The organism is Marinobacter sp. (assembly GCF_040904845.1).
In the GTDB taxonomy this organism is placed as follows: domain Bacteria; phylum Pseudomonadota; class Gammaproteobacteria; order Pseudomonadales; family Oleiphilaceae; genus Marinobacter.
In genome coordinates this window covers 16,515-42,402 of sequence record NZ_JBBDSR010000098.1, presented here as the reverse complement: position 1 = coordinate 42,402, position 25,888 = coordinate 16,515, and the positions used below count along the sequence as shown (strand labels likewise).

The 25,888-nt window shown below is 56.9% G+C and carries 21 protein-coding genes; 9 read left to right on the top strand and 12 right to left on the bottom strand.

Annotation, left to right across the window (positions count from 1 at the left end; translation table 11 throughout):
* The 4 genes from gspL to gorA are packed head-to-tail and all read left to right on the top strand — an operon-like array spanning position 1 to position 3,909.
* On the top strand, positions 1-1,305 hold the full coding sequence (gene gspL / locus WD429_RS12465) for a type II secretion system protein GspL (protein WP_368422505.1): 1,305 nt from the start codon (positions 1-3) through the stop codon (positions 1,303-1,305).
* A 4-nt stretch (positions 1,306-1,309) separates the two neighbouring features.
* Complete coding sequence (gene gspM, locus WD429_RS12460) at positions 1,310-1,837, top strand: type II secretion system protein GspM (protein ID WP_368422504.1); 528 nt, start codon at positions 1,310-1,312, stop codon at positions 1,835-1,837.
* A 14-nt stretch (positions 1,838-1,851) separates the two neighbouring features.
* Entirely contained in the window at positions 1,852-2,517 is a 666-nt protein-coding gene (locus tag WD429_RS12455; protein ID WP_368422503.1) for a GNAT family N-acetyltransferase, read from the top strand.
* Between the two features lie 30 nt (positions 2,518-2,547).
* Positions 2,548-3,909 carry a glutathione-disulfide reductase gene (gene gorA / locus WD429_RS12450; RefSeq protein WP_368422502.1) on the top strand — a complete coding sequence of 454 codons (1,362 nt, stop codon included), beginning with the start codon at positions 2,548-2,550 and terminating at the stop codon, positions 3,907-3,909.
* 29 nt (positions 3,910-3,938) lie between these two features.
* Here the strand turns inward: gorA and WD429_RS12445 are convergent, their stop codons facing one another.
* The 3 genes from WD429_RS12445 to WD429_RS12435 form a co-directional block, all read right to left on the bottom strand.
* Entirely contained in the window at positions 3,939-5,873 is a 1,935-nt protein-coding gene (locus WD429_RS12445; protein WP_368422501.1) for an ATP-binding protein, read from the bottom strand.
* The gene (locus WD429_RS12440) at positions 5,866-6,759 is read right to left on the bottom strand and encodes an ABC transporter substrate-binding protein (RefSeq protein ID WP_368422500.1); all 894 of its coding nucleotides are present in this window, start codon (positions 6,757-6,759) and stop codon (positions 5,866-5,868) included. The genes WD429_RS12445 and WD429_RS12440 overlap by 8 nt, the downstream gene beginning before the upstream one ends.
* Before the next feature lie 121 nt (positions 6,760-6,880).
* Positions 6,881-9,064 carry a TonB-dependent receptor plug domain-containing protein gene (locus WD429_RS12435; RefSeq protein ID WP_368422499.1) on the bottom strand — a complete coding sequence of 728 codons (2,184 nt, stop codon included), beginning with the start codon at positions 9,062-9,064 and terminating at the stop codon, positions 6,881-6,883.
* 135 nt (positions 9,065-9,199) lie between these two features.
* On the opposite strand from WD429_RS12435, the gene WD429_RS12430 reads away from it, so the two are divergent.
* Positions 9,200-9,796, top strand: coding sequence for a J domain-containing protein (locus tag WD429_RS12430; RefSeq protein WP_368422498.1), 597 nt, complete (start codon positions 9,200-9,202; stop codon positions 9,794-9,796).
* On the opposite strand, the gene WD429_RS12425 is transcribed toward WD429_RS12430, so the two are convergent.
* The 4 genes from WD429_RS12425 to WD429_RS12410 all read right to left on the bottom strand — a co-directional run bounded on the left by WD429_RS12425 (position 9,752) and on the right by WD429_RS12410 (position 14,111).
* Positions 9,752-10,771, bottom strand: a complete 1,020-nt coding sequence (locus WD429_RS12425; RefSeq protein WP_368422497.1) for a bile acid:sodium symporter family protein — start codon at positions 10,769-10,771, stop codon at positions 9,752-9,754. The genes WD429_RS12430 and WD429_RS12425 overlap by 45 nt on opposite strands.
* Positions 10,768-11,448 (bottom strand): FadR/GntR family transcriptional regulator, encoded by a 681-nt coding sequence (locus WD429_RS12420; RefSeq protein WP_368422496.1) that lies wholly within the window; start codon positions 11,446-11,448, stop codon positions 10,768-10,770. Before WD429_RS12420 ends, WD429_RS12425 begins: the two co-directional genes overlap by 4 nt.
* Positions 11,449-11,550: 102 nt before the next feature.
* Positions 11,551-13,038 carry a flavin-containing monooxygenase gene (locus WD429_RS12415; protein ID WP_368422495.1) on the bottom strand — a complete coding sequence of 496 codons (1,488 nt, stop codon included), beginning with the start codon at positions 13,036-13,038 and terminating at the stop codon, positions 11,551-11,553.
* Between the two features lie 104 nt (positions 13,039-13,142).
* Complete coding sequence (locus tag WD429_RS12410; protein WP_368422494.1) at positions 13,143-14,111, bottom strand: beta-ketoacyl-ACP synthase III; 969 nt, start codon at positions 14,109-14,111, stop codon at positions 13,143-13,145.
* Between the two features lie 160 nt (positions 14,112-14,271).
* Here WD429_RS12410 and WD429_RS12405 point away from each other — a divergent pair, with 160 nt between their 5' ends.
* Entirely contained in the window at positions 14,272-14,526 is a 255-nt protein-coding gene (locus tag WD429_RS12405) for a YdcH family protein (RefSeq protein ID WP_368422493.1), read from the top strand.
* Positions 14,527-14,633: 107 nt separating this feature from the next.
* Here WD429_RS12405 and WD429_RS12400 read toward each other — a convergent pair whose 3' ends face one another.
* Entirely contained in the window at positions 14,634-16,748 is a 2,115-nt protein-coding gene (locus WD429_RS12400) for a putative bifunctional diguanylate cyclase/phosphodiesterase (protein ID WP_368422492.1), read from the bottom strand.
* Positions 16,749-16,953: 205 nt separating this feature from the next.
* Between WD429_RS12400 and WD429_RS12395 the strand changes: the two genes are divergently transcribed.
* Positions 16,954-17,952: an XdhC family protein gene (locus tag WD429_RS12395; RefSeq protein WP_368422491.1), complete on the top strand. Its 999-nt coding sequence runs from the start codon at positions 16,954-16,956 to the stop codon at positions 17,950-17,952.
* On the opposite strand, the gene WD429_RS12390 is transcribed toward WD429_RS12395, so the two are convergent.
* Genes WD429_RS12390 through WD429_RS12375 form a run of 4 tightly spaced genes read right to left on the bottom strand, consistent with a single transcriptional unit; the run spans position 17,931 to position 23,310 of the window.
* Entirely contained in the window at positions 17,931-19,814 is a 1,884-nt protein-coding gene (locus WD429_RS12390) for a protein kinase (RefSeq protein ID WP_368422490.1), read from the bottom strand. The genes WD429_RS12395 and WD429_RS12390 overlap by 22 nt on opposite strands.
* A gap of 9 nt (positions 19,815-19,823) precedes the next feature.
* A complete protein-coding gene (locus WD429_RS12385; protein WP_368422489.1) occupies positions 19,824-21,104 on the bottom strand; it encodes a 2-oxo acid dehydrogenase subunit E2 in 1,281 nt (426 codons plus the stop codon).
* A gap of 26 nt (positions 21,105-21,130) precedes the next feature.
* Entirely contained in the window at positions 21,131-22,108 is a 978-nt protein-coding gene (locus WD429_RS12380) for an alpha-ketoacid dehydrogenase subunit beta (protein WP_368422488.1), read from the bottom strand.
* Positions 22,105-23,310, bottom strand: a complete 1,206-nt coding sequence (locus WD429_RS12375) for a thiamine pyrophosphate-dependent dehydrogenase E1 component subunit alpha (protein WP_368422487.1) — start codon at positions 23,308-23,310, stop codon at positions 22,105-22,107. Before WD429_RS12375 ends, WD429_RS12380 begins: the two co-directional genes overlap by 4 nt.
* A gap of 289 nt (positions 23,311-23,599) precedes the next feature.
* Between WD429_RS12375 and WD429_RS12370 the strand changes: the two genes are divergently transcribed.
* Positions 23,600-25,078 carry a malate:quinone oxidoreductase gene (locus tag WD429_RS12370; protein WP_368422486.1) on the top strand — a complete coding sequence of 493 codons (1,479 nt, stop codon included), beginning with the start codon at positions 23,600-23,602 and terminating at the stop codon, positions 25,076-25,078.
* A complete protein-coding gene (locus tag WD429_RS12365; RefSeq protein ID WP_368422485.1) occupies positions 25,075-25,485 on the top strand; it encodes an ACT domain-containing protein in 411 nt (136 codons plus the stop codon). The genes WD429_RS12370 and WD429_RS12365 overlap by 4 nt, the downstream gene beginning before the upstream one ends.
* Positions 25,486-25,888: the final 403 nt, after the last annotated feature.

Genomic DNA, 25,888 nt, shown 5'->3' with positions numbered 1-25,888 from the left:
ATGTCTTACCGACTTTATGTCAGGCCGCTGCCTCCTTTTGCCGACCCGGATCAAAGCCCGGAGGCGCAGCTGTATAACTGGGTACTCCATGACGCCAGCGGAGACTCACAGGCTCGCGGAACGGCCGATCCCAGGGCGACAATTGAGCAGACGCTGAGCCAGAACGCTCTGGACAACGTGCTATTGATCGGGCTGGTACCCGGTGATGAAGCCATTTTCTGCGTGGCGGACATTCCGGCCAAGCAGACCCGCTTCATTCAGCAAGCGCTGCCTTATGCCGTTGAAGAGCAGATAGCACAGGACATCGACTCCGTTCACCTGGCTCTCGGGAGCCGATCTGACAGCGGGTTCCAGGTAGCTGCTATTGATCGGGAGCGCATGGCTGGATGGCTCGAGCTATTCAGAGGGTGGGAGCACCTCCGCCTTGAGGCTATTTACCCGGATGCCGCTTTGCTGCCGCTTACCGATGGCGGCTGGTCAATATGCCTGGATGGCGACAACGCGATGCTTACCAGTGATCGGGGCGAGTGGCTGAGCATCCAGGCCAGTAATCTGGGCATGTTCGGCTATTCCATGGCCGCACCGCCGTCGGAGGATGTGGTCGCGGAAGTTCCGGTTACTATATACGGCACTGAGCCGGAGCTGGAGCAGCACCAATCTTCAATCAGTGACCTGCGTGGTGCAGGTCGATTGGCAGTGCGCCTGGAAACCATTGAGCTGATGCCCCTGGAGTTGTTGGCTCACGCCCATCACCACCATTTGTGCCAGCCCATCAACCTCTGCCAGGGCAGCTTTGGTGTGACAAGTGGCAAGGCAAGCCCATTGCTGGCCTGGAAGCCTCTGATTGCGGTTGCCTGTGTGTGGTTTGTCGTGCAGTTGGGCATTGAAGCAGGTATGGGGTATCACTTGCAGCAACAGGCGGATGAAACCCGTTCGCAAGCCATGGCGATCTACCGAGACGCGTTTCCGAATGATCGCCGCACTCACGCCAGCAACGTGCGCAGGGTCATCGAAGGGCAACTGCGTGCCATGGGGTCAGGCGGGCCGGGAGCGGATTTCATCACGTTGATGAAATACACCGGTGACCAGTACGCCAAAGTGCCGCAAAACCAGTCGCTGAGCTTTAACTCCATCAATTACACCCGCTCCCGTGGTGAGCTGGTGGTCGACCTTCGGGCTGACAGTTATGACCGTATGAGCGCACTGCGCAGTGGTTTGACCAAACAGGGGCTGCAAGCGCAGATCGGCTCGGTGGTTAATGAATCCGATGGGGCCCGTGGGCGCCTCACGGTCTCGGGAGGGTGATGCAATGCTATCGAAGCTGAAAGAGCAGCCTGCGGTTGAGAAACTCGTCGCTCAGTATGACCAGCTCCCTCGCCGTGACCAGCAAGCCCTTATGGTGCTTTCGGTTGCCGTGTTTCTTGGGGTTTTGTACTTCCTGATCTGGAGCCCGGTAGCGAGCTTTCACGACCAGGCGGTGACTTCCAGGGAAAGCGCCGAGGAACTGCTGGTCTATATGCAATCAAACCGCTCCGGCCTTGAACGTTTGGCGAACCGTGAGGGCGGCGGTAGCCCCGCCACTAATGCGCCGGAGGACGGCCGGGCGTTGATGGCGCTGGTAACCCGCAGTGCGGGCGAATCGGGTCTGTCATTGCAACGTTTTGAACCCAGCGGAGACGGGGCCATTCGGGTATGGCTTTCGGATGTGCCGTTTGCCGACGTCGCCGCATGGCTTGAAGACCTGAACCTAAACCACGGCGTGGTCATTGATCAGGTTGCTCTCGATAAACAGGACGAACCGGGCATCGTGTCGGTTCGGATGACCCTTACGATCTGACTGGAGATAGCTGGATGAGTGATGGCGAGGACAAAAACAACAACCCCGAGCCAGTGGTCGTGCGCCTCGATGAAAGTGCGAGGAACGAGGCCCGTTCGATACTGTTTCATGCGTACCTGAAAGAGCCCACATTTCAGTATCTGTTTGATCATCGAAAGTCGGGTTATGAGCAACGGGTGAGGGCGACCGTACGGGAGTTGATCGATGTTTACCTCGGTCTGAACCAGGAATCGGTCGGCGTGATGGTTGACGATACCCTGGTGGCCGTTGCGTTTATTGGCGAGCCGGAACTGCGGCTGAACCTTGCGGAACAGATCAGTTGGCGCATCCGGATGGTGCTCACCGCCGGGTTCGCCTGCACGCGCCGTTACCTGGATTACCATGAGAAAATCAAACAGTTGCTTCCCCAGCCTTTGGCGCATCAATTACCGTTGATGGGGGTTAATCCGAGCTACCAGAGCCAGGGCTACGGGCGTCTGCTGTTATCGACGGTAGAGCGTCTGTGTGCGGAGAACCCACGGGGTAGCGGGCTGGTTCTGGACACCGGAAACAGCCGGTATCTGCCGTTTTACGAATCCGAAGGGTTCCGCAGCCTGGGCAAGATCCGCCTGGGGGATTTTGAGGACCATGTATTGTTCCGGGAAGTCCGGCCAGCAGAACAGGTCGCCGTCCCCGGCTGAAGTCATCACTTTTTACAGTCAGGAGACTCTGTGTCTGACCAACAGGATTTTGATCTGATCATCATTGGTGCCGGTTCCGGCGGCGTGCGGCTGGCCCGAATGTCCGCTCAGCGTGGCGCGCGAGTAGCCGTCGTGGAATCACGTTATCTCGGTGGCACCTGTGTCAACGTGGGCTGTGTGCCCAAGAAACTGTTCGTATACGGTGCTCATGTCGGTGAGGATCTGGGCGATGCTGCGGGTTATGGCTGGTCCGTGCCGCATGGTCAGGTAAGGTTCGACTGGCCGACACTGGTGGCCAACAAGAACGCCGAAATTGATCGGTTGAACGGTATATACGGCAGAATGCTCGAGAATGCCGGGGTCACCATTATTGAAGGGACCGCGTCACTGACGGACCAGCATACGGTACAGGTGGGCGAGCGACGCTACACGGCGAAACACATCACCGTGGCCACCGGTAGCTGGCCGGTTATTCCGGATGTACCCGGAAAAGAGTGCATTCTCACCTCCAACGAGATGTTTTACCTGCCACAACTGCCGCGTCAGGCTGTCGTATGGGGCGGAGGCTATATCGCCGTGGAGTTCGCTGGCATTCTCGCGGGCCTCGGGGTTGAAACCACCCTGCTATACCGAGGGGAGCTGTTTCTACGGGGTTTTGATGACGATATCCGCGAATTCACCGCTCAGGAAATGCGCAAAAAGGGTGTCGACCTCCGTTTCGGCGTCACCATTGAGGCGGTCGAAAACGACGGAACTCATTACGATGTCACTCTGAACGATGGCAGCCACATCAATACCGGGCTGGTCATGGCGGCTACGGGGCGTCGCGCACTGATCGACGGGCTTGGGCTGGAAGAGTTGGGCGTTCAGATCAGTGCCGCGGGTCACGTTGTGGTCGATGAGCATTTTCAGACCGCAGTGCCCTCCATTACGGCCCTTGGCGATGTCATTGGTACACCCCAACTGACCCCGGTAGCACTTGGCCAGGGCATGGTGTTGTCTCGTCGTCTGTTTGGGGATGGCGAGGGCGAGATGGATTACGGCTGCATTCCAACGGCCGTGTTCTGCCAGCCGAACATTGGAACCGTCGGCCTGACCGAGGCGGAAGCCCGGCAGGCCGGGCACACCGTCAGTGTTTACCGGTCTGAGTTCCGGCCCATGAAACATACTCTCAGCGGCCGGGATGAGCGTTGCCTGATGAAGCTGGTGGTGGACACGGAAACAGACAAAGTGCTGGGTGCTCACATGGTGGGGCCAGATGCCGGCGAAATCACACAGGGGCTGGCGGTTGCCCTGAAAGCCGGTGCTACAAAGGCGCAGTTCGACAGCACGCTCGGCATTCACCCAACCTCTGCAGAGGAATTCGTCACCATGCGTGAGCCGGTCGCCTGACCCGGCCTTGCTGACGCTCAGCTGCTGGGTCAGAGCTTGATCCAGCGGCTGAGCACCTCCCGCAGGCCTTCTTTGCGCACGGGTTTGGTCAGGTAATCATTCATGCCGGCGTCGCGGCAACTGGCCTCAGTGCCGGGCAAGGCGTCGGCAGTCAATGCAATAATCGGCGTACCACCCTGGCCGTTGCTCTGCTCCCACTCCCGAATACACCGCGTGGTTTCATAGCCGTCCATCAGGGGCATCTGGCAGTCCATCAGAATGACATCGTAACCAGCGTGGTTGGTGCGAACGAGGTCGAGTGCTTCCTTGCCGTTATTGGCGGCGTCGGTTTCAAACCCCAGGCGGGTGAGCAGGGCGGTTGCGACCCGTTGGTTGACAGGGTTGTCTTCCACCACCAATGCTCGTGACACAGTACCCAGCCGAGCAGCGGCAAGCTCATGGACGGCAGGGTGCCTCTGGGGTACCGCTATGCCGAGTTCAAACGGGAGCTCAAACCGGAATGATGAACCTTTGCCCAGATCTGTCTCGACCTGAACGTGGCCACCCATCAGTTCGACCAGCCGTTGGACCAGCGATAACCCCATGCCAGTACCGTTATAACCGCGATTGTCCCCGCTTTCCAACTGCTCAAAGGAATTGAAAATATTGCTCAGCCGGTTGATGGGGATCCCTGAACCGGAATCGTTCACGGAGCAATTCAGTACCATGCAGTTGTCTTCCAGAGCAAACCAGCCAGCCTGAATGTTGATGTAGCCGGCACCGGTAAATTTCACCGCGTTGTCGATCAGCCCTGCGAGTATTTGCCTGAGGCGAGGCGCATCGCCCACAGCGAACGCTTTGTATGGCCACTCCCCGTAGAACGTCAGGGTAAGAGTCAGGCCGTGTTCCTCAGCCACCAGCTTGTAACTGGCGGTGCAATTGGTAATGAGCTGGCGAACGTCAAACTCACGGTTTTCAAGGTTAAGCGCGCCCCGATCAATGCGGGAGTAATCGAGGATGTCGCCTATCACCGTTAGCAGGTCTTCCGTGGATTGCCGGGCGGTTAACAGATAATCCTTCTGTCTGGGGGTCAGCGGTTCTTCGTTGACCAGTTCGATCATACCGAGTACGCCGTTGAGGGGCGTGCGTAGTTCATGACTCATCGCCGCCAGGAATTCGGACTTGGCCTGGTTGGCTTCCTCAGCCTTGTTTCTCGCGTTCTCCGAGGCCGCGAGTGTCTGCGCCCGGGATTCCTTGAGATTATTCAGGTGGCTCGCCAAAGCATTGAGGTTTTCGTCCAGTTCCTGAATTTCCTGAGTATTGGGCTCATTACTGGCAGGCACCTGGTGATATTCACGGTTCATGAGCAACTTAACGCGGCTGGACATTCCGCGAATCGGCGACAGAATGCCCGAAAGGGTACGGTTGACAATCAGCATGGTGAACAGCAGCAAGGCAATGCCCACCACCATTGATGTCCACAAGATGTCGCTGCGCCGGGCCGCCAGGTACTCTTTGCTCACGCCTACCTGAACGGTGCCCACTTTAAGAGCCCCACCGCCAAAACCGTAATCTGGTTCAAACCAGTCAGTCTGTTGGCTGCTTCTCAGGTCCAGGGGCTGCTGCAGTATCTCTGCCTCGAATATATGAAGAGTTTTGCTGTTGACGGTCACTTGGTCGGAAGAGCTGGTCACGAAACCGACTTCATCGCCCATGACGTCGGATACCCGTATCCACAGTGCACGGCTACGGCGTAATGATTGCGACAAAACCTGCTGAAGTGCCGGTGTGTTGCCGGACACCACGGCGTATTCGACGGCGGGTGCAAGGCTGTCGGCCAGCATCTGGCTGCTGTCCGCAAGGTCCCGGCGGGCGTCTTCCAGCCGAGCCGAGGTGAAAAACACCATGAGCACAATAAACATGACAAAGGCGGGGGCTGCGCCCAGCAACATCAGTTTTCTGACCAGTGGAGCGGGTCTACTCATCATTGCTCTCCCTGAGACTGGAGAGCCGCAACTCAATGGCTGCTCGTAGCTCTTCCTCGGTCGGGAGTGGAATATTCAGTGACCGGGCAACCTGGCGGTTAATCTCCAGTTTGAAGGTGTCGGGGTAGCTGGGGGCGGGGAAGCGCCCAGCTTGCTGGTACCCAGCCACCTGTTGCGCGGCTTCATCGGCGATGTTCTTCAAAGGTGCGTAGTTGGAGGCGAGGGCACCAGCCCTGACATAAGCCCGGCTGGGGCCAATAACAATCCGGTTGCGCCGGTAGGTGGTCAGCAGAACGTGCTTGATGGTTCGCGGGTTATAAATGTCACTATCAGGCGCAGCCAGGAGAAAATCGCCGTACCCCAGCGCGCGGATCAGCGTAGGAATGAGATTGTCATTCTGGCTGACAATAAACACTCGTCCCTCCATGCCAAGATCGGCTAGCTGGTCCATCAGGCCTTCATAGAGCTCGACGCTTTCAGGCGTTGCGAGCATGGCAACATGAGTGGCATGGGGGAGAATGGCCTTGCCGGCTGCGACCTGGCGAATCAATGGTGGACTGTAAAGCACAGCCCCAACACGACCTTCAGAGCGGCCGAAATACCCTTCGATAAAAGCAGAATCGACCATCAATGCCAGAATGGGCACCGAGCGGCTTTCCTGGCGCACTTGGGTGAATGCCTCTGGCCCGAGGGTGATTGCCAGGCTGTCTGAATCCTGCGAGGTCTGGCCGCTCTCGAACGGCCGCAGGCTAACGCCTTGGCCAAGGGCCTTTGCGAGCAGGCCGGTCATGTGTTGAGTCAGTGTTGGGTTATTCTCTGGACCGGCAACGTAAATCGTGGTTCGTGGCACGTCGTCCTGGGCAAAAACGCTGTGGGGTAACGTCATCAGGCATAGCAAAAACCCGACAAGCCAAACCCCTGTATATGACAGAGCGCTCGGGAAGTCCTGTTTTGTGTGTTTGTCTGGTTTCATACCGTCCCGGGGTCCAAACAATCCATAGACTGGTTCAGAAGCGGACACCTGCTTCCACAAAAAACTGGTTGTGATCACTGATCAGATTATCCGGACTAAGTTCAGGATCCCTGTTCAGGTAGTGTTGCATGGTCAGGGCCAGTTCGTAACTATACCTTGACGCGTCAATTCGCCGTGCGATTCGGAAATCTGCCCGTTCGAACTGTGAGCGCCTGAATTCGTCCGCCCAGTAGAAGGTTGCCGCCGACGTAAGGTTGAACGGCAGCTTCTGAATCCAGGAGAAACTCCCGGAATGTCGTACGGACAAACGCCCCAGCAATTCGACCACATAGTCCTGATCATCTGCATTCAGGGCGTCGGGTTGGCCGGTATACCACCCATCCTGATCCAGATAGGCGTAGGTCGCCCGCAATTTGGTGTGGGCGTAATCCAGCGAGCCTTCCACTTCAAAGCCTTCCTGGTCCAGCGCCACGTTGTTGGCAATGAACCAGTCCTCCTCGTTGATGACGCCGCTGATCATGTCTCTGAGCTCATCATTGAAATATCTGAGCTCCAGCGACATCAATGCATGGCTCATATAGAACTGACCAAAGTAGCTGACCTCGCGAGACACGATGCGCTCTTCTTCCAGTTCCTGGCCGAAGGTAGAGGTGGTCGGATCAACCAGGTCTTCCACTCGAAAACGTCGACCTTCTAGCGCCGTATAGGGTGCGCGAACATTGCTGGGACGGTATGACCAGTCCGGTGTCTGCTCGAACGCGTCAGGCGTCCTGACGGCTTCGGAATACACAAACCGAATGGCCTGATTCTCGGAAATAATAAAGTTGGTCGCCACCCGAGGTGAAAAATAGCCCTCATCCGTCGTGGTGGTCGTTTCCCAGTTGCCACCGGCATTCAGCGTTACCCACTCAAAGGGGGAATACTCGGCGTTGACGAACGCCCGAGACTGGTAATTGTTGCCTCGCCCGTTGAAAAAGGTTTCCGAGCGGAAGGTATCCCTTCGGTAACCCAGCCCAGACACCAGTTTGAGGTCCGGGCGGAAATACAGGGTGTCCTGCAGTTCAAATTCCAGGCGCGATTCTTCGATGTCTTCGTTCAGGTTTGCGACCAGGGGCGCGGGTGTGTCCCCGGGGGAACAGTCGCCGGGGTCAAAATCGCTGTCTGGCGGGTTCCCTGCAATCATATTATCAAGGACCGGGGCGGGGATACAGATGGGCCAGCGTTGGCGGCGTTGATAGTTCTGGTAGCTGACCTGTAGATGATAGAAATGCGTGTTGGACGTTGTGACGTTCAATCGGGTCTGGAGGTAATAGTCGTCCACGATAATATTGGGGTCGTCGGTTGCGCCAAATTTTCCGTTTTTGCGCAGATCTTCCTCGTTGATGCCATCGACGACGCCGCCCCGAAGCTCCAGGTTAAGCTGGTCGGTTAACCGGGCAATGCCGTCATAGCTGAAGGTATTCATGTTGTAGCCGTCATTGAACGGATAAAGCTGGCCGCCGTCTACTTGCCTGTCAAAGCCGTCGGATCTGCGCTTTTCATAGGCCAGGCGCCAGCTGTATGGCTCGCTGGCGCTACCCACCGAGCCGAAGGTGCGCAGGTAGCCCCGGGAGCCTGATGCTGCGCCGAGCTGAACGCCGGCGGTATCGTCCGGTGAACGGGTAATGATGTTGACGGTGCCCAGGAAGGCGTTGATCCCGTGGGCCGCAGAATTGGGCCCGCGGCTGACCTCGATTCTTTCTATCAGCTCCAGCGGTACCGGCATGGTGTGCCAGTCTGTGTCCGACAGGCTGGCGCGGTAGGATGTGCGGCCGTCCACCTGAATCTGGAGGCGGCGCTGTTCGTAGTGAACCGTGCCGTGGTAACTGGTGACAGGGTTGTTGCTGCCCACCTCGGTCACGGTCATGCCCGGTACCAGGCGGAACACCTCAACGAGGTTCATAACCCCCAGATCCCGAATCAGATCGCCCTCTATAATGGTGGTTGTGCCGGGCACCTTGGATTTCGGTTGGCGCAGTCGGGTGGTTGTCAACACTTCCGGCAACGGCGGTTCCAGCAGTTCCGGCTCTGACAACTGCGATGATGGCTCACTGTCATCCGCGATAGCCGGTGACAAGAACAGCCATGCAGACGCCAGAATCAGAGCATTAAGGGGGCACAGATTGTGGCGGATGAGGTTTACAGATGACGTTTTTGCAAGACGGTTCGTAACGGGCATGGGTGTCGTTTTATAATAGACCGAGTTGGGAGGTGGTTTTTGTCATTCAGGGGCTACATATCTGTATCCTAGGTGACGAAACCTTGTTTGTCTCTCAAACTTGTAATGAATCTCCACTACAAGAGTTACCAATACATGACTTGTTGGGAAATATTAGGCATTGAGCCCACCCGAGACGCCCGGCAGATTGAGGCCGCCTACGAGCGGCAAAGCAAGTTTGCCAGCGGTGACGAAGCGCAAAGCCTGGAGCGAGCGTACCGGGAAGCGCTTGGCGATGACGTGGCGCAGCCCGCGGACGACACGGAACTGAACGCGTCCGAACGGCAAATCGCTCGGGAAGTGGTTATTCAGGTTAACGCGTTATTGAATGACAGCGGCCGCAGCAAGGACCCGCAGATCTGGAAGGCCATTCTGGGTGAACCACCGGCTGACCAGCTCAGACTGAGGCGGGAAATCGGGCGGAGCCTGGAGCCACAGCTGCGGCCAATGGCCGAAAATGGCAGCTTTCCGCCTCCGGTGGCGCAGTTTTTGGGTGGATGGTTTGAGTGGCACAGCCTGACAGAGGTTGCGAGCGAAGCATCCCGGGCAGAAGTGGCGGCGCAGCGTGACCAGTCACAGGAAACCGAAGAAGAGCAGGCCCCCCAATTGGTGAACTTCTGGCCTGCTGTGATTGGGTGGGTCGTCGGCCTAGCTATTCTGGCCATGCTGTTCGGTGGCATGGGCGGCGGCTGAGGCTGCCTCGATCTTCTCCTTGTATTTCTGGGCCAGGATGGCCCCGACGATCACCTGAATCTGGTTGTAGCACATAATCGGCAGCACAATCATGCCGAAGCCCGGGTGCCCGGAAAACAGCACTTTGGCCATGGGCAGCCCAGACGCCAGGCTCTTCTTTGAGCCGCAGAACACCACTGCGGCTTCGTCCTCCAGACTGAATCCGAACCGCCTGACAAGAACGCGTGCCATCAGCATGAACAGGCCAAGCAGCAGGACGCACAATACAATCGTCAGCACGATGGCGGTAACCGGAAGGTTCTGCCACAGACCGCTTTCAACCGAGTGTGAGAAAGCGGAATAGACGATGATCCAGATCACACACTGGTCATAACGCGACATCAATCCCTCGTTCCTCGCCAGAAAGCTGCCCAGCAGGGGCCGCAGCGCGTGGCCCACAGCGAAGGGTAATAACAGCTGCAAAACAATGTCCTTCAGCGCTTCTGCTATGGAGAAGTCGCCGCTGCCGGAGGTGCTGACGAGCAGCAACAGCAGAAACGGTGTCAGCATCATGCCAAATACGTTGGAGGCCGCCGCGCTGCAGATCGCTGCCGGCACATTGCCCCTGGCCATGGCCGTGTAGGCAATCGATGATGACACCGCAGAAGGCAGAACCCCCAGGTAGAGAAATCCGAGCCCCAGATCTTCCGGCATCCAGTTCGGTGCAAATTCGCTGATTTCGTTGATGGGAAGGACGGCCAGCGGGAAGAACACAAACGTCAGCGATGTGATCAGAATGTGCAGTCGCCAGTGGGTTGCCCCGGCGACGATCTGTTCACGAGAGAGCGCGGCACCGTGTAAAAAGAAGAGTAGGGCGACGGCCACCGTACCCACGGTCGTCAATACGTCGGCCGCATCGCCACGCACCGGGAGGAACGACGCCAGAACGATGGCACCGAGCAGCATCAACGTGAAAGCGTCGATCCGAAACTTCATACACGGCCACCTTTTACGGTGTCGAGGCTGGGCTTGAGCAACGCTTTTGCCAGGGTTTCCGCTTTGTCTTCATCCTGCCGCCGGATGGCTGCGAGCAGCAATTCATGATCTTCCTGGGAAGGTTCAGGCAGATCCGGATCGGTTTCCGTGCTTTCGATGGTATGCGATACCCCCTGAGCGAAATAGTCGTAGAGCTCGGCGAGGGCAGGGTTGTGGGAGGCCGCAACAAGGGCGCGGTGGAAGGATCGGTCATGTTGAATTCGGGTCGCGACATCCTGGCCGGCCCGGGCTCTGGCATCCAGCGCGTGAGTCATCGCCTGGAGATCCGACTCTGTACGGCGGCGTGCGGCCAACCGGGAGGCTTCCGTTTCCAACATGATGCGCACTTCCAACTGGTCACCCAACTGCGCTCGGGCAATTCGACGCAGCGTTTCGCCGGCATCGCGGGTCGCGCGAACGTAGGTGCCGTCTCCCTGCCGGGTTTCGAGCATTCCGACATGGACCAATACCCGAACCGCTTCTCTCACCGTGTTGCGGCTGACCCCAAGCGCAGCGGATAACTCCGCTTCTACCGGGAGCCGGGCACCAATGGGCCATTGCCCTTGTTCAATGGCCTGGCGGAGGCTTTCTATGGCGGTCTCGACCAGCGAGCCTTTTTTGATCGGTACCAGTGGCATGTTTATGATCCTTTGAAACGATAACCCAATCATCCTATGTATAGGAATAAAGTTCAACTCCCGTCCTTACGGAGGGGAGTTTACGGTGATGAGATGCTTTGACTAACGGGCTTTAGCGGGGTTCAGGAACTGGTAGTCGGTGGTATCAACTTGACGGGTTGAAAAGCGATAACTGAACGTAAAGCCCGGCCAGTTAATGGTGTTCCTGCCGTCTTTGTCGAGATACCAGGAGCTGCAGCCGGACGCCCATACGCTCCCTTCCAGGCCGGTCTGCACCGTCTCGGCAAACTCACTCTGTCGTTCGGGCAGCACATCCATGGCCGATCCGGGGTAGGCTTCGAGGGTGCGAAGGCAGTCCATCACATACCGAACCTGTGATTCGAGCATGTACACGATGGAATTGTGAGCAAGGTTGGTGTTGGGGCCATAAAGCATGAACAGGTTGGGAAATGCCGCCACCGAGATGCCTTTATAGGCCTGCGCGCCACTCGACCAGGCTTCGTTGAGCGTGACTTCGTCGCGACCTTTTATCTCCATGGGTGCCAGAAACTGTGAAGCCGCAAAGCCGGTGCCCAGGATAATGGCGTCTACCTCATGGTGTTTGCCGTCCCGTGTCACCACACCGGTTTCGTTGACGTGGTCAATCGTTGTGGTAACCAGGTCCACGTGCGGCTGGTTGATGGCGGGGTACCAGTCATTGGAGATGAGGATACGTTTACAGCCAATCTGGTAGTCCGGAATGATGTGTTTGAGTTTTTCCGGATCGGTCACCTGTTTGTGGGCGTCCTTGCGCGCCTGCCTGGCAAACAGCTCCAGCAAACCGCTGAAGCGGGTAAAGGCCAGCGCGCGGCTTTCGTTTTTCCAGTAAATCATGGAACGGTAGAGACGGTCCCAGGCAGGCACCGATTTAAACAGAGCCTGCTCCCAGGGTTTGAACGGGCGGTCCGGCTTGGGCAGCACCCAGGCGGCCGAGCGCTGGAACAGGCTCAGGGATTTTACCTGTTTGACGATTTCCGGAACAAACTGAATGGCGCTGGCACCGGTGCCAATCACCGCCACGGTTTTATCAGACAGGTCGTAGCTGTGATCCCAGCGTGCGGAATGGAACAGGGTGCCCTTGAACCGGTCCATGCCGTCAATTCCCGGGTAGGCGGGCTGGTTCAGCTGGCCCGTAGCGGTCACCACGACATCCGCAACCAGTGAGGTTCCCTGGGTGGTCGTGACCGTCCACTGATTGGCGGCCTGGTCAAACACCGAGCTGGCGACTTCGTTGCGAAAGCGGATATGGGGGGCGAGGCGGTATTTTTCGACACACCGCTCCATGTACCCGAGTATTTCCGCCTGAAGCCCGAACTTTCGGGACCAATCATGCTTGGGTTCGAAAGAGTAGGAATAAAAATGGGACTGAACGTCACAGGCGGCACCCGGATAGGTGTTATCTCTCCATGTGCCGCCCACTTTGTGCGCTTTCTCCAGCAGGATGAAATCCTCATACCCTGCGCGCTTCAGCTGAATGGCCATGCACAGACCGCCAAAGCCAGTGCCAATAATGATTACAGAGGGTTTTCGCCCGGTTTTCCGCTTCGTCATCGCCTGAATCCCGTTGTTGTTATTGCATCGCTAATGCAGGGAGTATATAGCTCAGAGCGCGCTTCAGGGATGGCTGATGTGTGCAACCCGGGTAGTCAGAACGATCAATAGCGGAGCAGGGCAGAACCCCAGGTAAACCCACCCCCAAACGCTTCCAGCAGGACCACCTCGTTCTTGCGGATACGACCGTCACGCACGGCAACATCCAGTGCAAGCGGTATTGATGCGGCGGAGGTGTTGCCGTGTTTGTCGACGGTGATCACTACCTGATCCATCGACATGTTCAGCTTCTTTGCCGTCGCTGAGATGATTCGCAGATTGGCCTGATGGGGCACCAGCCAGTCGATATCGGACTTTTTCATCCGGTTGGCGGCCAGGGTTTCGTCCACAATTTTACCAAGCGTGTTGACGGCAACCTTGAACACTTCGCTGCCCTTCATCTCAACAAAGCCAAGGCCCGCTTTTACCCGGTCGTAATCGCTGCCCACCCCGCAAGGTACATGAAGCAGTTCCTCATAACGGCCATCAGCGTGGATGTGGGTTGAGAGAATGCCGGTTTCTTCATTGGCTTCCAGCACAACTGCGCCGGCACCATCTCCGAACAACACACAGGTTCCCCTGTCCTCCCAGTTGATGATGCGGGAGAAGATTTCCGCACCCACCACCAGGGCTTTTTTGCTGCTGCCAGTTTTGATGAACTTGTCTGCCACCGAGAGGGCATAGACAAACCCGCTACACACCGCTTGCACATCAAACGCCGGGCAACCACGAATCCCCAGGCGAGCCTGAAGAATGCAGGCGGAACTCGGAAAGATCTTGTCGGGCGTGGAAGTGGCAAAAATAATGAGGTCAATGTCCTGCGCATCCACCCCGGCCGCCTCGATGGCGCGACGACTGGCCTGCTCGGCGAGATCCACAGTGGTTTGATCATCAAGCGCAATGTGGCGTTGCTCGATGCCGCTTCGTTCACGAATCCACTGGTCAGAGGTATCCACGATCTTTTCCAGGTCTTTGTTGGTAACCACATTGTCCGGCAGGTAAGAGCCAGTGCCGGTAATTCGTGCAAAGGTCATTCGTGAGCGTCCCAGGGTGTAACCGTTGTATTGTTTAACCATGCTATACCTATGGACTGCGCTACGTTATTAGCGATTTGTCAAAGACCCCCGAAGTGGCCCATGCTGATCTATGATGAGAAGTAGGGGATCAACACGTTGTTAGATAGGAGAGCGTCACATGGGCATTTCCAAACACGAACTTCACGGTGAGTTTCCGCAGTACAGTGGTCTGATCGATGAACTTAAAGCCAGAGACACAAAGTTTCAGGTGCAGTTGCAGCAGTATTCGGACCTGGATCAGGAAATTGAAGGTTTGGAGCTCAGGGATTCCCCGATCGGAGATGACAAACTGCATCGTATGAAACAGAAAAGGGCGCAGTTAAAGGACGACCTGTACCAGGTGTTGGCGCAGCAATCTGAGCGGTCTGAGTAGCCCAGAAGCAGAAGCAATTCCCCGCAAACCCGGCTTAAAATGCCGTTCTGGGTGTTCTGCTGAGCCAATTGTTCAGCCTCACCTGCTGGTGCCTCATTTATTGGTCTTCAGTGAGTGACATAGCCATTACCAAGCAGTTGGCTAAACGCATCAGCAGGCAAGGGTTTGGAAAAATAAAAACCCTGACCATAGTCACAACCGGCGGCGACCAGCCAGTCCCGTTGCTCAGCGGTTTCAACGCCTTCCGCCACCACCTTCAGCCCAAGCTTATGGGCCATCACAATGATTGTTTCGGCAATGGTCTGACCGCTGGAGTTGGAAATGCCGCTTCCCCGCACAAAGGACTGGTCAATTTTCAGGTAGTTGACGTCAAAGCGCTTCAGGTAGGCTAGAGAGGAATAGCCAGTACCAAAATCATCGAGCGCCAGCTGGATCCCCGCATCCTGTAGCTCGGCAAAACGCGAGGACAGGTTTTTTGAATCATGCAGGAAGACGTTTTCTGTCAGCTCGACGGCAATTTCCGTTCCCGACTTTGCAAAGGTCTCCAGGTGGGGCTCCCACGGTTTGCTGTTACCGTGCATGAACTGCAGTGGCGAGGTGTTGATCGTGATCTGGAAGGCTTCGTCGCCGGCCAGGGCGGACCATTGGTCAGTCGAGAGCGCCGCCTGCGCAAAAACCCAGTTTTCGAGGGAACACATGATCCCTGTCTCTTCCGCCAGGCCGAGGAAATCCGCGGGTAACAGCAGCCCGCGGCGAGGATGCTGCCAACGCAGCAGGACCTCAGCCTTTGCGATCCGACCATCGGTGAGGTCAATAATCGGCTGGTAGTAGAGCCGCAGCTGATCGCTGGTAGGGGCGGCCCGTAATTCGCTGATCATCAGCTGCCTGTCCGTTCGGGAACGTTGTGCTACGTCGGTGTAGAGGAAGATCTGATTGCGCCCGGAATATTTGGCATAGTACATGGCTTGATCAGCATTGCTGAGTAACTGCTGGGGGGTCGTGGCATCTTCCGGAAACAGCGTGACACCAATGCTGCCGGAAATAGTGACTTCCTCGTCGCCGAGCTGAAACGGTTTTGTCAGTTCCTCAAGAATCGCGCCAGCGATGTTTTCGATGAGGTCCATATTGCCGGTATCCAACAGGATAACGGTGAACTCATCTCCCCCGATTCGGGCCACGGTATCGGACTGCCTCACACAGGCACTGATACGTGTGGCAACCTCTTTTAGCAGGTCATCGCCCGCGTCGTGCCCGAGTCGGTCATTGATCTCTTTGAATCGGTCCAGATCAATGAACAGCAGGGCGAACGGATCCCCGGTACGTAAGGAATGGGCGGCGTGTTGCTCCAGGCGGTCTCGAAACAGACGACGGTTTGGGACGTTGGTAAGAATGTCAAAATTGGCGTGCTGCCAGCTCTCAGCCTCGGACGCTTTACGTGACGTCACATCGTGGGCTATCCCGGACACCGCCTCGACTTCCTCGTTATCGTCCAGCGCGGGCACATAAACATACTCGAAGCAGCGTTTTTCGCCCGCCGGAGTCGAAATTTCGACCTCGCCCTCGCGCTGCGTCTTACGATGGATCACCTCGCAGAGTTGTTCTCGGCCGTTGTAATTGGCCGGCAACGGCAGTTCACAAAACATACGGCCGATAACGTCATCGGGGGGCAGGCCACACATGTTGGCCATCGCATCGTTGGCATAGATAAACCGGCCCTCCAGGCTGAGGATATAACAGGGGTCCGGAAGTGAGGAGAGCATGGTTTCGAACAGACGCCCCTGTCGCTCTTTACGCCGGGCGTATTGGTCAATCGACTCTGCCAGCGCCCGATCGACCTCTTTGTGGAAACGCATAAGATCATTGAGATCAAGGGGGTTCGTCGGGGCACTGTCCCGGGTCCAGAGCTGAACCACCGCCGTGCGCATGGCACTGAATTCCGTTGCCACATCGACAATATCAATCCCCAAATCATGGCGCTCCACCCCGTGCAGCTGGGCAGGGATATCGTTACCGGAGGGGGTGTCATCAATATGAATAACCCGCTGAACATCCGCCTGTCTTTTCTCAACTTCGCCAGCGATTTTCAGCAAAATCTGGTCGACATGATCCCTTACCTCGACACGGGTGAGGCGATACTCATAGGGGATAATCTCTTCGGCGTCCTGCTCCCAGATCTGCAGGATTTCGTTCCTGTGGGTGCGGATAAACTCAGCTAACCTCATTCGCCCGGCCTTAACCCGTCACAATGATTGTCTACTTTAGATCGAATTTCGTCCTGTGGGTAATGAATCCTGCTCATGGGCGTGACCATTTTGTTAGGTGCGGCTAAAGGAAAGGGGCCTCAAAGAGCCCTCAGCTCGGACATAATCGACGGAAAATTGTAAGATGGGACGGTCGTGCCGCCTTAGTACAGTGGAGCTGATACGCATGCAGAGCTTGGATCACCGGGTTATCGAACAGGCCATCTCCTGGCTTGCCAACGGCAGAACGGTCTGGCTTTGCACCGTTCTGTCTACTTTCGGCTCGTCACCGAGGGAGCCGGGGTCACTGATGGTCGCCACGTCGGATGGAGACCACGTGGGCTCGCTCTCGGGTGGCTGTGTTGAAGAGGACTTTCTGGAACGCCTGGCGGCCGGTGGGTACGAACTGCCCGCCATGATTGTGAGTTATGGTGCGCCAGCGGATGGCATGGAGAACGCCCGTATCCGCTTGCCGTGTGGCGGTGTTCTTGACGTTCTGGTCGAACGATTGCCCGCAAACCCTGGCAATCAAGCCCACCTGGAACAGGTACATCGTGCCTTGTCGGGTGAAAGGGAGCTGCTGCGATTGGTTGCCCTGACAGACGGACAAGCCTGGCTTGAGTCAGCAGAGCCGACCGGCCCGAAAGTGCTTCGGGAGGAGGGCGCAGAAATTGTCGGGATTCGTATTGGCCCGGTGGCGAAACTGATCCTGGCGGGTTATTCAACGGTGGCAGAGGCCTGCGCGAGTTTCGCCATCAGCCTTGGCTACCAGGTGGTGCTCTGTGATCCCAGGGATGAAGTCACGCGGGGCCTAACCCTGCCGCAGGGGGTCGAATTCATCCCGCAGCTGCCTTCGTTGTACATTGCGTCACCCGGTGCCTGCACGCCGTCCACGGCCGTCGTTGCCGTCACCCATGATCCCCGCATTGATGATCTCGCCATGATGGTCGCCGTAAAAACCTCGGCCAGCTACATCGGCGTGATGGGGTCCAGGCGCACCTCTCAGGCTCGTGCCGAGCGCCTGCGCCGCACCGGTGGGTTGAGCGATACTGAGATTGAACGGATTCATATGCCCATCGGGCTGGACCTTGGCAGCAAAACGCCCGCTGAAATTGCGCTGGCCATCATGGCGGATATTGTTCGCGTCAGGCGAGGGCGAGACCCTCATTCACGCCTTTCTGAGTAAACCCCGGCATGGCCTCGCCCCGCTTCGGTTCCGGGGTTTTTGGGGTTCTTTGGATAATAACGCTCAGGCAAGCGCTCGATGTGCGGGAAAAACCGCGTGTCTTTGTAGGGCATTTTCATAAAGCCGGACACACCCAGACCGGTGATCTGTTCCACCGCCGACAGGATCTCGTTCAGTAGCCGGCTAAATTCATGTTCCTGATCCGGATCAAGCAGCCGGTAGTGGCTGTGAATTTTGAGATGGCGGGGCATGGCCTCGAAGATGATCATGCCGGTGTGGTGGATAGTGTTCAGCGCCTCCAGCGAGTGGATGATGGTCTTGGGCAGAACGAGAAACTCTTCCGGATCGGGGCCGTCTTCGAAATAGGAGTGCACGCGGCTCTCGTCTTCCACCTCCGGTGCTGCGCTTACCTCGTAATGCAACCGCATGTCGGGCGACACGAGAAAAGGCTGATCAGGGTCGTCGCGGTCAATGTGCAGGGTGTTGCGGGCATTGAACAGGCAGCTTTTGAAAATGCCTTTGCGATAAATCGCCTGGGCCAGATAGACCATGTTGTTGACGGCCTGTATGAAGGCGGATTTCAACTCGGGATTATGCAGATTTAATGAGGTATCGATGTAAACGCCGTCGGTTTCCCAGCGCACCGCCAGGCCGCCTTCCACCGGGTATCGCCCCAGCCGGCTGACGGCCGCCAGGAACGCCTTTTCGGTTTCGCCCATGCCCTGCATGAAGTTCTTGTAGTAGCGGTCCAGTTGCACGTCATTCACATCGTTCAGGGTTTCTGGCGCGCCTTCTTCGCGCAGAAACGATTTGCGTGAACTGTAAACCACCGTGTCGATGTCCTGGTCTGAGGCTCGCACCCAGACCGGCACCTGTGCCGGAACGGCTTGCTCAGGCAGATCCACCATCACCGTGCGCGCCAGTCTCGGCATTTCCTTCAGGTAGTAATCACCGGCCTTGCGGCGGGTTTCCAGATCCGGTGCCAGCATGCCGTCCAGCATGCGGGCAAACTCCATCGGCAGCCCCAGTGCTGTAGCAGTAATAGCCTGGTGACCAAAACGGCAGGATTGCGCCGACGCCAGAGCGTAGAGTGTGCCCGCCGCACCCTGTTCATCAAAACGTGGCGAAGACAGCCCACCGTTGAGCTGTTCTTCGCCGATAAAGTACACGTCTCCCAGCCGGGCATTGGTTTGCTGAAGATTGTCAGACATCAGCTCCATGACATTGGTGGTGATGAATTGCTGGTTTGCATCCAGCTGGGCAAACACCGACGAACCCCAATCAATCAACGCAATGTTTTCGGTGCGGTCATCAAACACCAGGTTCGAGGGTTTGATGTCGCCATGGACGATAGGGCGTCCGGCGGGGCCGTTTTCCCGGCGCAGGCTGCGCAGAATGTCGGCCAACTGGTCGGCGATTCGCATGATGACGCGCGGTTTCAGGCGGCCCTCACGCAGGGACACTTCCTCCAGGTTGAGCCCGGCAGCGCGGTCCATCACCAGGATCGGCTGGTTGTTGGCCCGTTGGTAGGAAATCAGCCGTGGGACCCTTGGGTGCCGGACCTGCTCGAGAATGTAAGCCTCATCCTCCAGGCGGTCCTGCAGATGTTGGGGCAGATTAATGCGGGTGAACTTGAAGACGTGATCCGGGCCAGTGTTGCCCGGGCGCGGCAGGCGGCCAGCGAATACAAAGCCGTAGGCACCCTTGCCGATCAACTCAATGTCCAGATAACCCAGTTGGCGGAGCTGGGCGGCGCACAGCGCCACCCAGTCCTTGAGTTTCTTGGCATCGTCATGGCTGAGCAGATAGATCGACTGCTCTTCGGGTATGTAGAACTGCTGCAGTTGAGTCTTCTGCGCCATAACGCCCCGTTAGCCCATATGCAACAGCATGGATTGGGGGGATTCCAGGTAACCTTTCCAGCAATTGCAGAACCGTGCAATGGTACCGCCGTCGATGATGCGGTGATCGCCGGCCCAGCTCACGGTCATGATAGCTCGTTCCACCACCTCGCCATTGGCACCAAATCGCGGCAGTTTCTGGGTTCGGCCCAGAGCCACAATGGCCACTTCCGGCGCGTTGATAATGGGCGAAGCGTAAGTTCCGCCCAGGGCGCCGATGTTGGAAATGGTGATGGTGCCGCCTTTCAGGTCTTCCTGGCTGACACGGCCAGATCGGGCCGCTTCGGTCAGGCGGGCGACTTCGCCGGCAATGCCCAGCAACGTCAGGTTTTCGACACCTTTGATGTTGGGCACCATCAGCCCCGCCTTGCCGTCCACGGCCATGCCGATATTGCACTGGGGCAGGTAATGAATCTCCGTGACGTCCTCATTGACCTGGCTGTTGAGCACCGGGAAGTCCTGAATGGCCAATGCCATGGATTTCATGAAGAAGGGCATCAGGGTCAGGCGAGATCCGCTGGCTTCGGCTTCTGGTTTGAGCTGCTCCCGCAGCTTCAGCAGGTCGGTGACGTCGATGTCCTCGCTGTAAATGAAGTGAGGGATGGTGGTTGCCGACGCGACCATGCTGCGAGCCATCGCTGCTTTCATGCCGCGAATAGGCTCCACCCGCACTTCCTGCCCACGCTCTGGCTGCCTGCTGCGCCCACGGGTGCCTGCGGCTGGTGAGTCGTCAGTGCTGTCCTGGACCTGTGCAGACCTGCCGGGCTGGTCAAGGTGGCCGAGTACGTCAGCTTTCAGAACACGGCCATCCCTGCCGGAACCGGCAATGTCACCCAGGTTCAGTTCGTGTTCGCGAACCAGGCGGCGCACGGCGGGGCTGGCCGGAATGCGGTGCCGGCTGGCGGCTGCTACCGGGCTGGCCGTTGCCGGCGAGGTCACTGAAGCGGGTGCCGGTTCGGGATTTGTCGCGGCCGGCTCAGGTGCGCTGGGTGCATCTTCCTGGTCACTGCCCCCGCTTTCATCGACCAGCTCAAACAACGGGGCATGGACCTTCGCGAGGTCGCCTTCTTTGTAATAAAGACGCGTCACACGGCCCTTATACGGGGCCGGAATTTCCACCAGGGCCTTGTCGGTCATCACCTCAGCCACCGGCTGGTCTTCTTCAATCACTTCGCCTTCGCTGACCAGCCATTTGACCAGTTCACATTCCACGATACCTTCGCCGATATCGGGCAGTATAAAATCACTCATGCTTGTTCTCCTGTCCTGATATCAGCCTAGAATTCAACGCTCGCCCTGATGGCCTCGTAGACCTTCAGGTGATTGGGCAGGTGCTCTTTTTCCAGCACCAACGGGAAAGGTGTGTCCATCCCGGTCACCCGTGCGATCGGAGACTCCAGATACAGGAAACAACGCTCCTGAATCGTGGCGGCGATTTCACCGGCGAATCCGCCGGTCAGGGGAGCTTCGTGGGTCACCACCAGCCGCCCGGTCTTGAGCACGGACCTGGCCACCGTTTCCACGTCCCAGGGCAGAATCGTTCTCAGGTCGATCACCTCGCATGAAATGCCTTCTTTCTCGGCCCGCTCGACGGCCTGTTCGATCACTTCCATCTGGGCACCCCAGCCCAGAAGCGTCACGTCGGTGCCTTCCTTGATGACTTCGGCCTCGCCCAACGGCAGCCGGTAGTCTTCATCCGGCACCTCGCCAACGGAGGCCCGGTAAAGACGTTTGGGCTCGAAGAACAGGGTAGGGTTGGGGTCATGAATAGCGGCCAACAGCAGGCCTTTTGCCTGGTGCGGGTTGCGCGGCACCACTATTTTCAGGCCCGGCGTGTGGGCAAAGTAGGCTTCCGGTGACTGCGAGTGATACAGCCCGCCGGCAATTCCGCCACCGTAGGGCGCGCGAATGGTGAGGCCACCGACATCGAACAGGTTGCCCGAGCGATAGCGGAACTTGGCGGATTCGTTAACGATCTGGTCGAACGCCGGGAAGATGTAGTCGGCAAATTGAATTTCAGCCACCGGAACCGAGCCTTGCGCGGCAAGGCCGTTTGCAAAACCGATGATGCCCTGTTCCACCAGCGGCGTGTTAAAGCAACGGGACTTGCCGTACTTCTGTTGCAGGTTGCTGGTCGCACGGAAAACGCCGCCAAAAATGCCGACATCTTCGCCGAAACACAGCACCCGCTCGTTCTCGCCCATGGCGGTATCCAGGGCGTTGTTGATGGCCTGAAGCATATTCATTTTAGTCATTTCAGGCCTCCTTCTGGTTGGCGCGTTCCCTGGGCGTGTTCGGCACTCTTTGGATACTCATCGGGATGGCGGCGAATGTGCGCCTTGAGTTTGTCGAACTGCTCGGCCAGGGCCGGCGGTACCTCGTCATACACGTCGCTGACCAGTGTATCCAGTAGAGGTGGTGGCCGCTTCTGCGCCCGTTTCATGGTTTCAAGCACTTCGCGGCGCATGTTTTCCTGGAGTTTTTTCTCGTCGCTTTCGCTCCACCATTTTTTGCGCTCGAGCCAGAGGCGCATCCGCAGGATCGGGTCTTTTTCACGCCATACGGCTTCTTCGTCTTTGCTGCGATAGCCGGAGGGATCATCGGAAGAAGAGTGGGCGGCCAGGCGATAACTCATCGCCTCGATCAGCACCGGGCGGTTGTGGTCCACCGCCAGGCTGCGAGCGGCCCGGGTGGCTTCGTACATGGCCAGGATGTCGTTACCATCCACCCGGATGACGTCCATTTTATAGCCGTAGGCCCGTGGTGCGACTCCGTCAGCCGCGAACTGTTCAGCGGCAGGCGTGGAAATGGCGTAGCCGTTGTTGCGGCACAGGAAAATGACCGGCACCCGGTGAACCGCCGCCATGTTCAGGGCGGCGTGGAAATCACCCTCGGAGGCCGCGCCCTCACCAAAATAGGTAATGGTGCAGTGACCATCGCCGGCCAGTTTCTGGCCGTAGGCGTAACCGGTGGCCTGGGGTATCTGGGTTGCCAGCGGCGACGAGATCGTCATGTAGTTGAGCGTCTTGGAGCCATAATGAACGGGCATCTGGCGGCCCTTGCCATAGTCCAGTTCGTTGCCGAACAGCTGATTCATGAACTCGTCGATGGTGAAACCGCGGTAGGCGAGGGCACCCTGCTCGCGATACTGCGCCATGATCATGTCGTCATCACTCAGCGCAGCGGCGCTGCCAATAACGGCGGCTTCTTCGCCGGTGCATTGCATGTAGAAACTCAAACGCCCCTGCCGCTGGGCAGCCAGCATGCGCTCATCGAGTATCCGGGTGGTGATCATGGCCCGGTATATACGCAGGGCCTTTTCTTTGTCGAGATCAGGGGCCTTGGCACTCTTATAGAGCGAGCCATCCTGCTTCAGAAGCTTGAAGGTGGGAATCCGAAATTCCGCACCGTCAGTAAACACTGGGGAATACACAACGTTGGATTTTGTTGTTGTCATAATCCTCTTCCTGGGGTGTTGGCCTGAGGAACAAAACACTCCTTGTGGGAGTGTAGCTAATGTCATTGTAGACAGCCTGGTGGAATCTGGTGTGATTCGGGACAGGTCGATGTTTACCTTAACGTAAACTGCGATTAACGGGTAGACTTGTTCGCAGGATTTTTAGAGTGAGGTGACGCGGCTGCGTTCAAAACCTTCGGGTTTTCAGTGTATGCCGGAAGCATGGTATTTTTGAGTCAGAAGCTGTCGATGATCAACATCCTGAAATTAACACTGGCGAGCAGACCTTATGAACGTAATCATCATCGGTGCGGGGATTATGGGAACCACCTTTGCCACTCTGGCGAAAGAGTTGGCACCCGAACTGGATATCACCATTCTCGAAAGGCTGGAGGGACCCGGGGCCGGCAACTCATGGGTATTCAACAACGCCGGTACCGGCCACGAAGCGAACTGTGAACTGAACTATACCCCAGTTGATGAAGAGGTCATTTCGGTCGAAAAAGCCCTGAAGATCCATGCTCAGTTCAATGTTGCCAAGCAGTTCTGGGCGCACCTGATCGACAAAGGGGCCATCAAAGATCCCAAGTCCTTTATCAATCAGACCAAGCACTGCACGATCGTTTCCGAAACAGCGATTGACGAATTGCGCCTGCGATTCAAGGAAATGTCTGCTCACCATTTCTTCGAGCAAATGCGTTACTCGGAAGACTTCGATGAAATAAAGAGCTGGATTCCCTACACCATGGAAGAGCGCCCCCGTCATGAAAAAATGGCGGCCACCGCGATTGAAACCGGCACAGACGTCAATTTTGGTGCCCTGACAGAGCAGATGGCGGAATATGCCGTCAACGATCTGGGGGTCAACATTGAGTACGGTACCCATGTTAAGCGCGTACACCGAAGCCCATCCGGAAGTTGGCTTGTCGAAACTCAAAACAGCGGCGGCGAAAAGCAGTACAGAGCCGACGTGCTGTTTGTGGGTGCGGGTGGAGGTGCCTTCCCCATCCTGAAAAAGAGCCATTTGCCATTTCGTCACCGTTACACCGGCTTCCCCGTGGGCGGGCGGTTTCTGCAGGCTCCGATCAGCGCAGAACAGGCGGATCAATACCGGGCGAAAACCTATGGTAAAGCCAAGGTTGGCGCACCGCCCATGTCGGTGCCGCACCTGGATTTGCGGGTAGCGAAGGGGCAGCATTATCTGTTGTTTGGGCCGTTCGCATCCTTCAAGCCGGTTCTTGAAAAAGGCCGTGGATTTATCGATTACCTTCGCTCAATGCGCCTGCACGATATTCCTGGCTTGTTGAACGTTTCCCTGGAGCATTTTCCTCTGGTCAAGTATCTGGTTTCGGAAACCTTCAAGGGTGAAAAAAGCATGTTCCAGGAGCTGGACAGCTTTGCTCCGGGCATGAGCAAAAAGTTTGACTGGAAACCGATCCACGCCGGCCAGCGTGTGCAGATCATCAAGGATGGCGACCTGCAGATGGGCACCGAAATTGTGGTCTCGAAAGACAAAACCTACGGCACTTTGCTGGGCGCATCGCCCGGAGCGTCGGTTTCGCCCGAGGTTATGTTGCGCTGTCTGGAAGAGCTGTTACCTGCGATATTCACAAAAGAAGACGCCAGGAAAAAGAAGAAAGAGATTTTCCCGGAAGATGATCTAGAGGCATTAGCCAATAACCCCGAACGTTACCGGGAGATTCGCGATGCTGTTAACCAGCGGCTGGGGATAGCCAGCGCCATTCGGCCACAGGACACTCAAAGATGAATCGAACACAGTTTCTCCAGGATTTGATCAAGCAGCTTTCACCAAAACTTGATCCGACTTCCTATGTCTACTGCACAGTGCCTAACGCAAAGTATGGCGAACTGGAAAAGCTCAAACCCATTGTCAGCATTGCTGAACTGGAAGGCCTCACGCTGGTCATATCTCTGGAAGAGGCCAAAGCTGAGGGGCTGGACTACTACAGAGTCTTCCGCCGCATTACGCTCAAAGGGCATTCCAGCCTGGAAGCTTTGGGGCTTACATCGGTTGTAACGAGTTTGCTTGCCGAGCGGGGAATCACCACCAATGTCATCGCCGGCTTTTATCACGACCACATGTTTGTGCCCAGTGATCGAAGCGATGAGGCAATGGAAGCCCTGAAGGAGCTCGCCAGCCAGCCGAGCGGTTAAGGGCAGGTATGTCAAAACGTTTTTTTCAGGCAAAAGTCATTGGCAATTTGGGGAGGCTTCAGCCTCCCCTTTAATCAATGTCCCAGAACGTCCGTTTCATTTTTCTTTGATTTTTTCTCTTTCTTCTTTTCCTTTGCGGTTAAAAGCGGTTTCTTTTTACTATCTTTTTTTCTGTCCTGGCCTTTACTCATACTATCAATGGACCTCTGATTGCGGATGCATTGGCATTAATGCGCCGTCTGATGCCAATGCTTTCACTATCGAGTATGAGCCCAATTACGACTAACTGATAGGATTATGAGCGCCCTGGTGCCGTAAACCACACCCACAACCGCTGTCAGGGGGTGCACCCCCAACGTAAACTCAGCCTTTCAGAGCGGTAAAGCTCTGCATCAGGTTTTCG

Excerpts from the sequence above, each read along its gene's own strand:
- WD429_RS12400 (WP_368422492.1), bottom strand. The coding sequence starts at position 16,748 with ATGAGGTTAGCTGAGTTTATCCGCACCCACAGGAACGAAATCCTGCAG.
- WD429_RS12390 (WP_368422490.1), bottom strand. The coding sequence starts at position 19,814 with ATGGCGCAGAAGACTCAACTGCAGCAGTTCTACATACCCGAAGAGCAG.
- WD429_RS12425 (WP_368422497.1), bottom strand. The coding sequence starts at position 10,771 with ATGAAGTTTCGGATCGACGCTTTCACGTTGATGCTGCTCGGTGCCATC.
- WD429_RS12375 (WP_368422487.1), bottom strand. The coding sequence starts at position 23,310 with ATGACAACAACAAAATCCAACGTTGTGTATTCCCCAGTGTTTACTGAC.
- WD429_RS12405 (WP_368422493.1), top strand. The coding sequence starts at position 14,272 with ATGGGCATTTCCAAACACGAACTTCACGGTGAGTTTCCGCAGTACAGT.
- WD429_RS12435 (WP_368422499.1), bottom strand. The coding sequence starts at position 9,064 with ATGCCCGTTACGAACCGTCTTGCAAAAACGTCATCTGTAAACCTCATC.
- WD429_RS12380 (WP_368422488.1), bottom strand. The coding sequence starts at position 22,108 with ATGACTAAAATGAATATGCTTCAGGCCATCAACAACGCCCTGGATACC.
- gspL (WP_368422505.1), top strand. The coding sequence starts at position 1 with ATGTCTTACCGACTTTATGTCAGGCCGCTGCCTCCTTTTGCCGACCCG.
- gspM (WP_368422504.1), top strand. The coding sequence starts at position 1,310 with ATGCTATCGAAGCTGAAAGAGCAGCCTGCGGTTGAGAAACTCGTCGCT.
- WD429_RS12455 (WP_368422503.1), top strand. The coding sequence starts at position 1,852 with ATGAGTGATGGCGAGGACAAAAACAACAACCCCGAGCCAGTGGTCGTG.
- WD429_RS12440 (WP_368422500.1), bottom strand. The coding sequence starts at position 6,759 with ATGACGTTACCCCACAGCGTTTTTGCCCAGGACGACGTGCCACGAACC.
- WD429_RS12420 (WP_368422496.1), bottom strand. The coding sequence starts at position 11,448 with ATGCCACTGGTACCGATCAAAAAAGGCTCGCTGGTCGAGACCGCCATA.
- WD429_RS12370 (WP_368422486.1), top strand. The coding sequence starts at position 23,600 with ATGAACGTAATCATCATCGGTGCGGGGATTATGGGAACCACCTTTGCC.
- WD429_RS12430 (WP_368422498.1), top strand. The coding sequence starts at position 9,200 with ATGACTTGTTGGGAAATATTAGGCATTGAGCCCACCCGAGACGCCCGG.
- WD429_RS12365 (WP_368422485.1), top strand. The coding sequence starts at position 25,075 with ATGAATCGAACACAGTTTCTCCAGGATTTGATCAAGCAGCTTTCACCA.
- WD429_RS12445 (WP_368422501.1), bottom strand. The coding sequence starts at position 5,873 with ATGAGTAGACCCGCTCCACTGGTCAGAAAACTGATGTTGCTGGGCGCA.
- WD429_RS12395 (WP_368422491.1), top strand. The coding sequence starts at position 16,954 with ATGCAGAGCTTGGATCACCGGGTTATCGAACAGGCCATCTCCTGGCTT.
- WD429_RS12385 (WP_368422489.1), bottom strand. The coding sequence starts at position 21,104 with ATGAGTGATTTTATACTGCCCGATATCGGCGAAGGTATCGTGGAATGT.
- WD429_RS12415 (WP_368422495.1), bottom strand. The coding sequence starts at position 13,038 with ATGACGAAGCGGAAAACCGGGCGAAAACCCTCTGTAATCATTATTGGC.
- WD429_RS12410 (WP_368422494.1), bottom strand. The coding sequence starts at position 14,111 with ATGACCTTTGCACGAATTACCGGCACTGGCTCTTACCTGCCGGACAAT.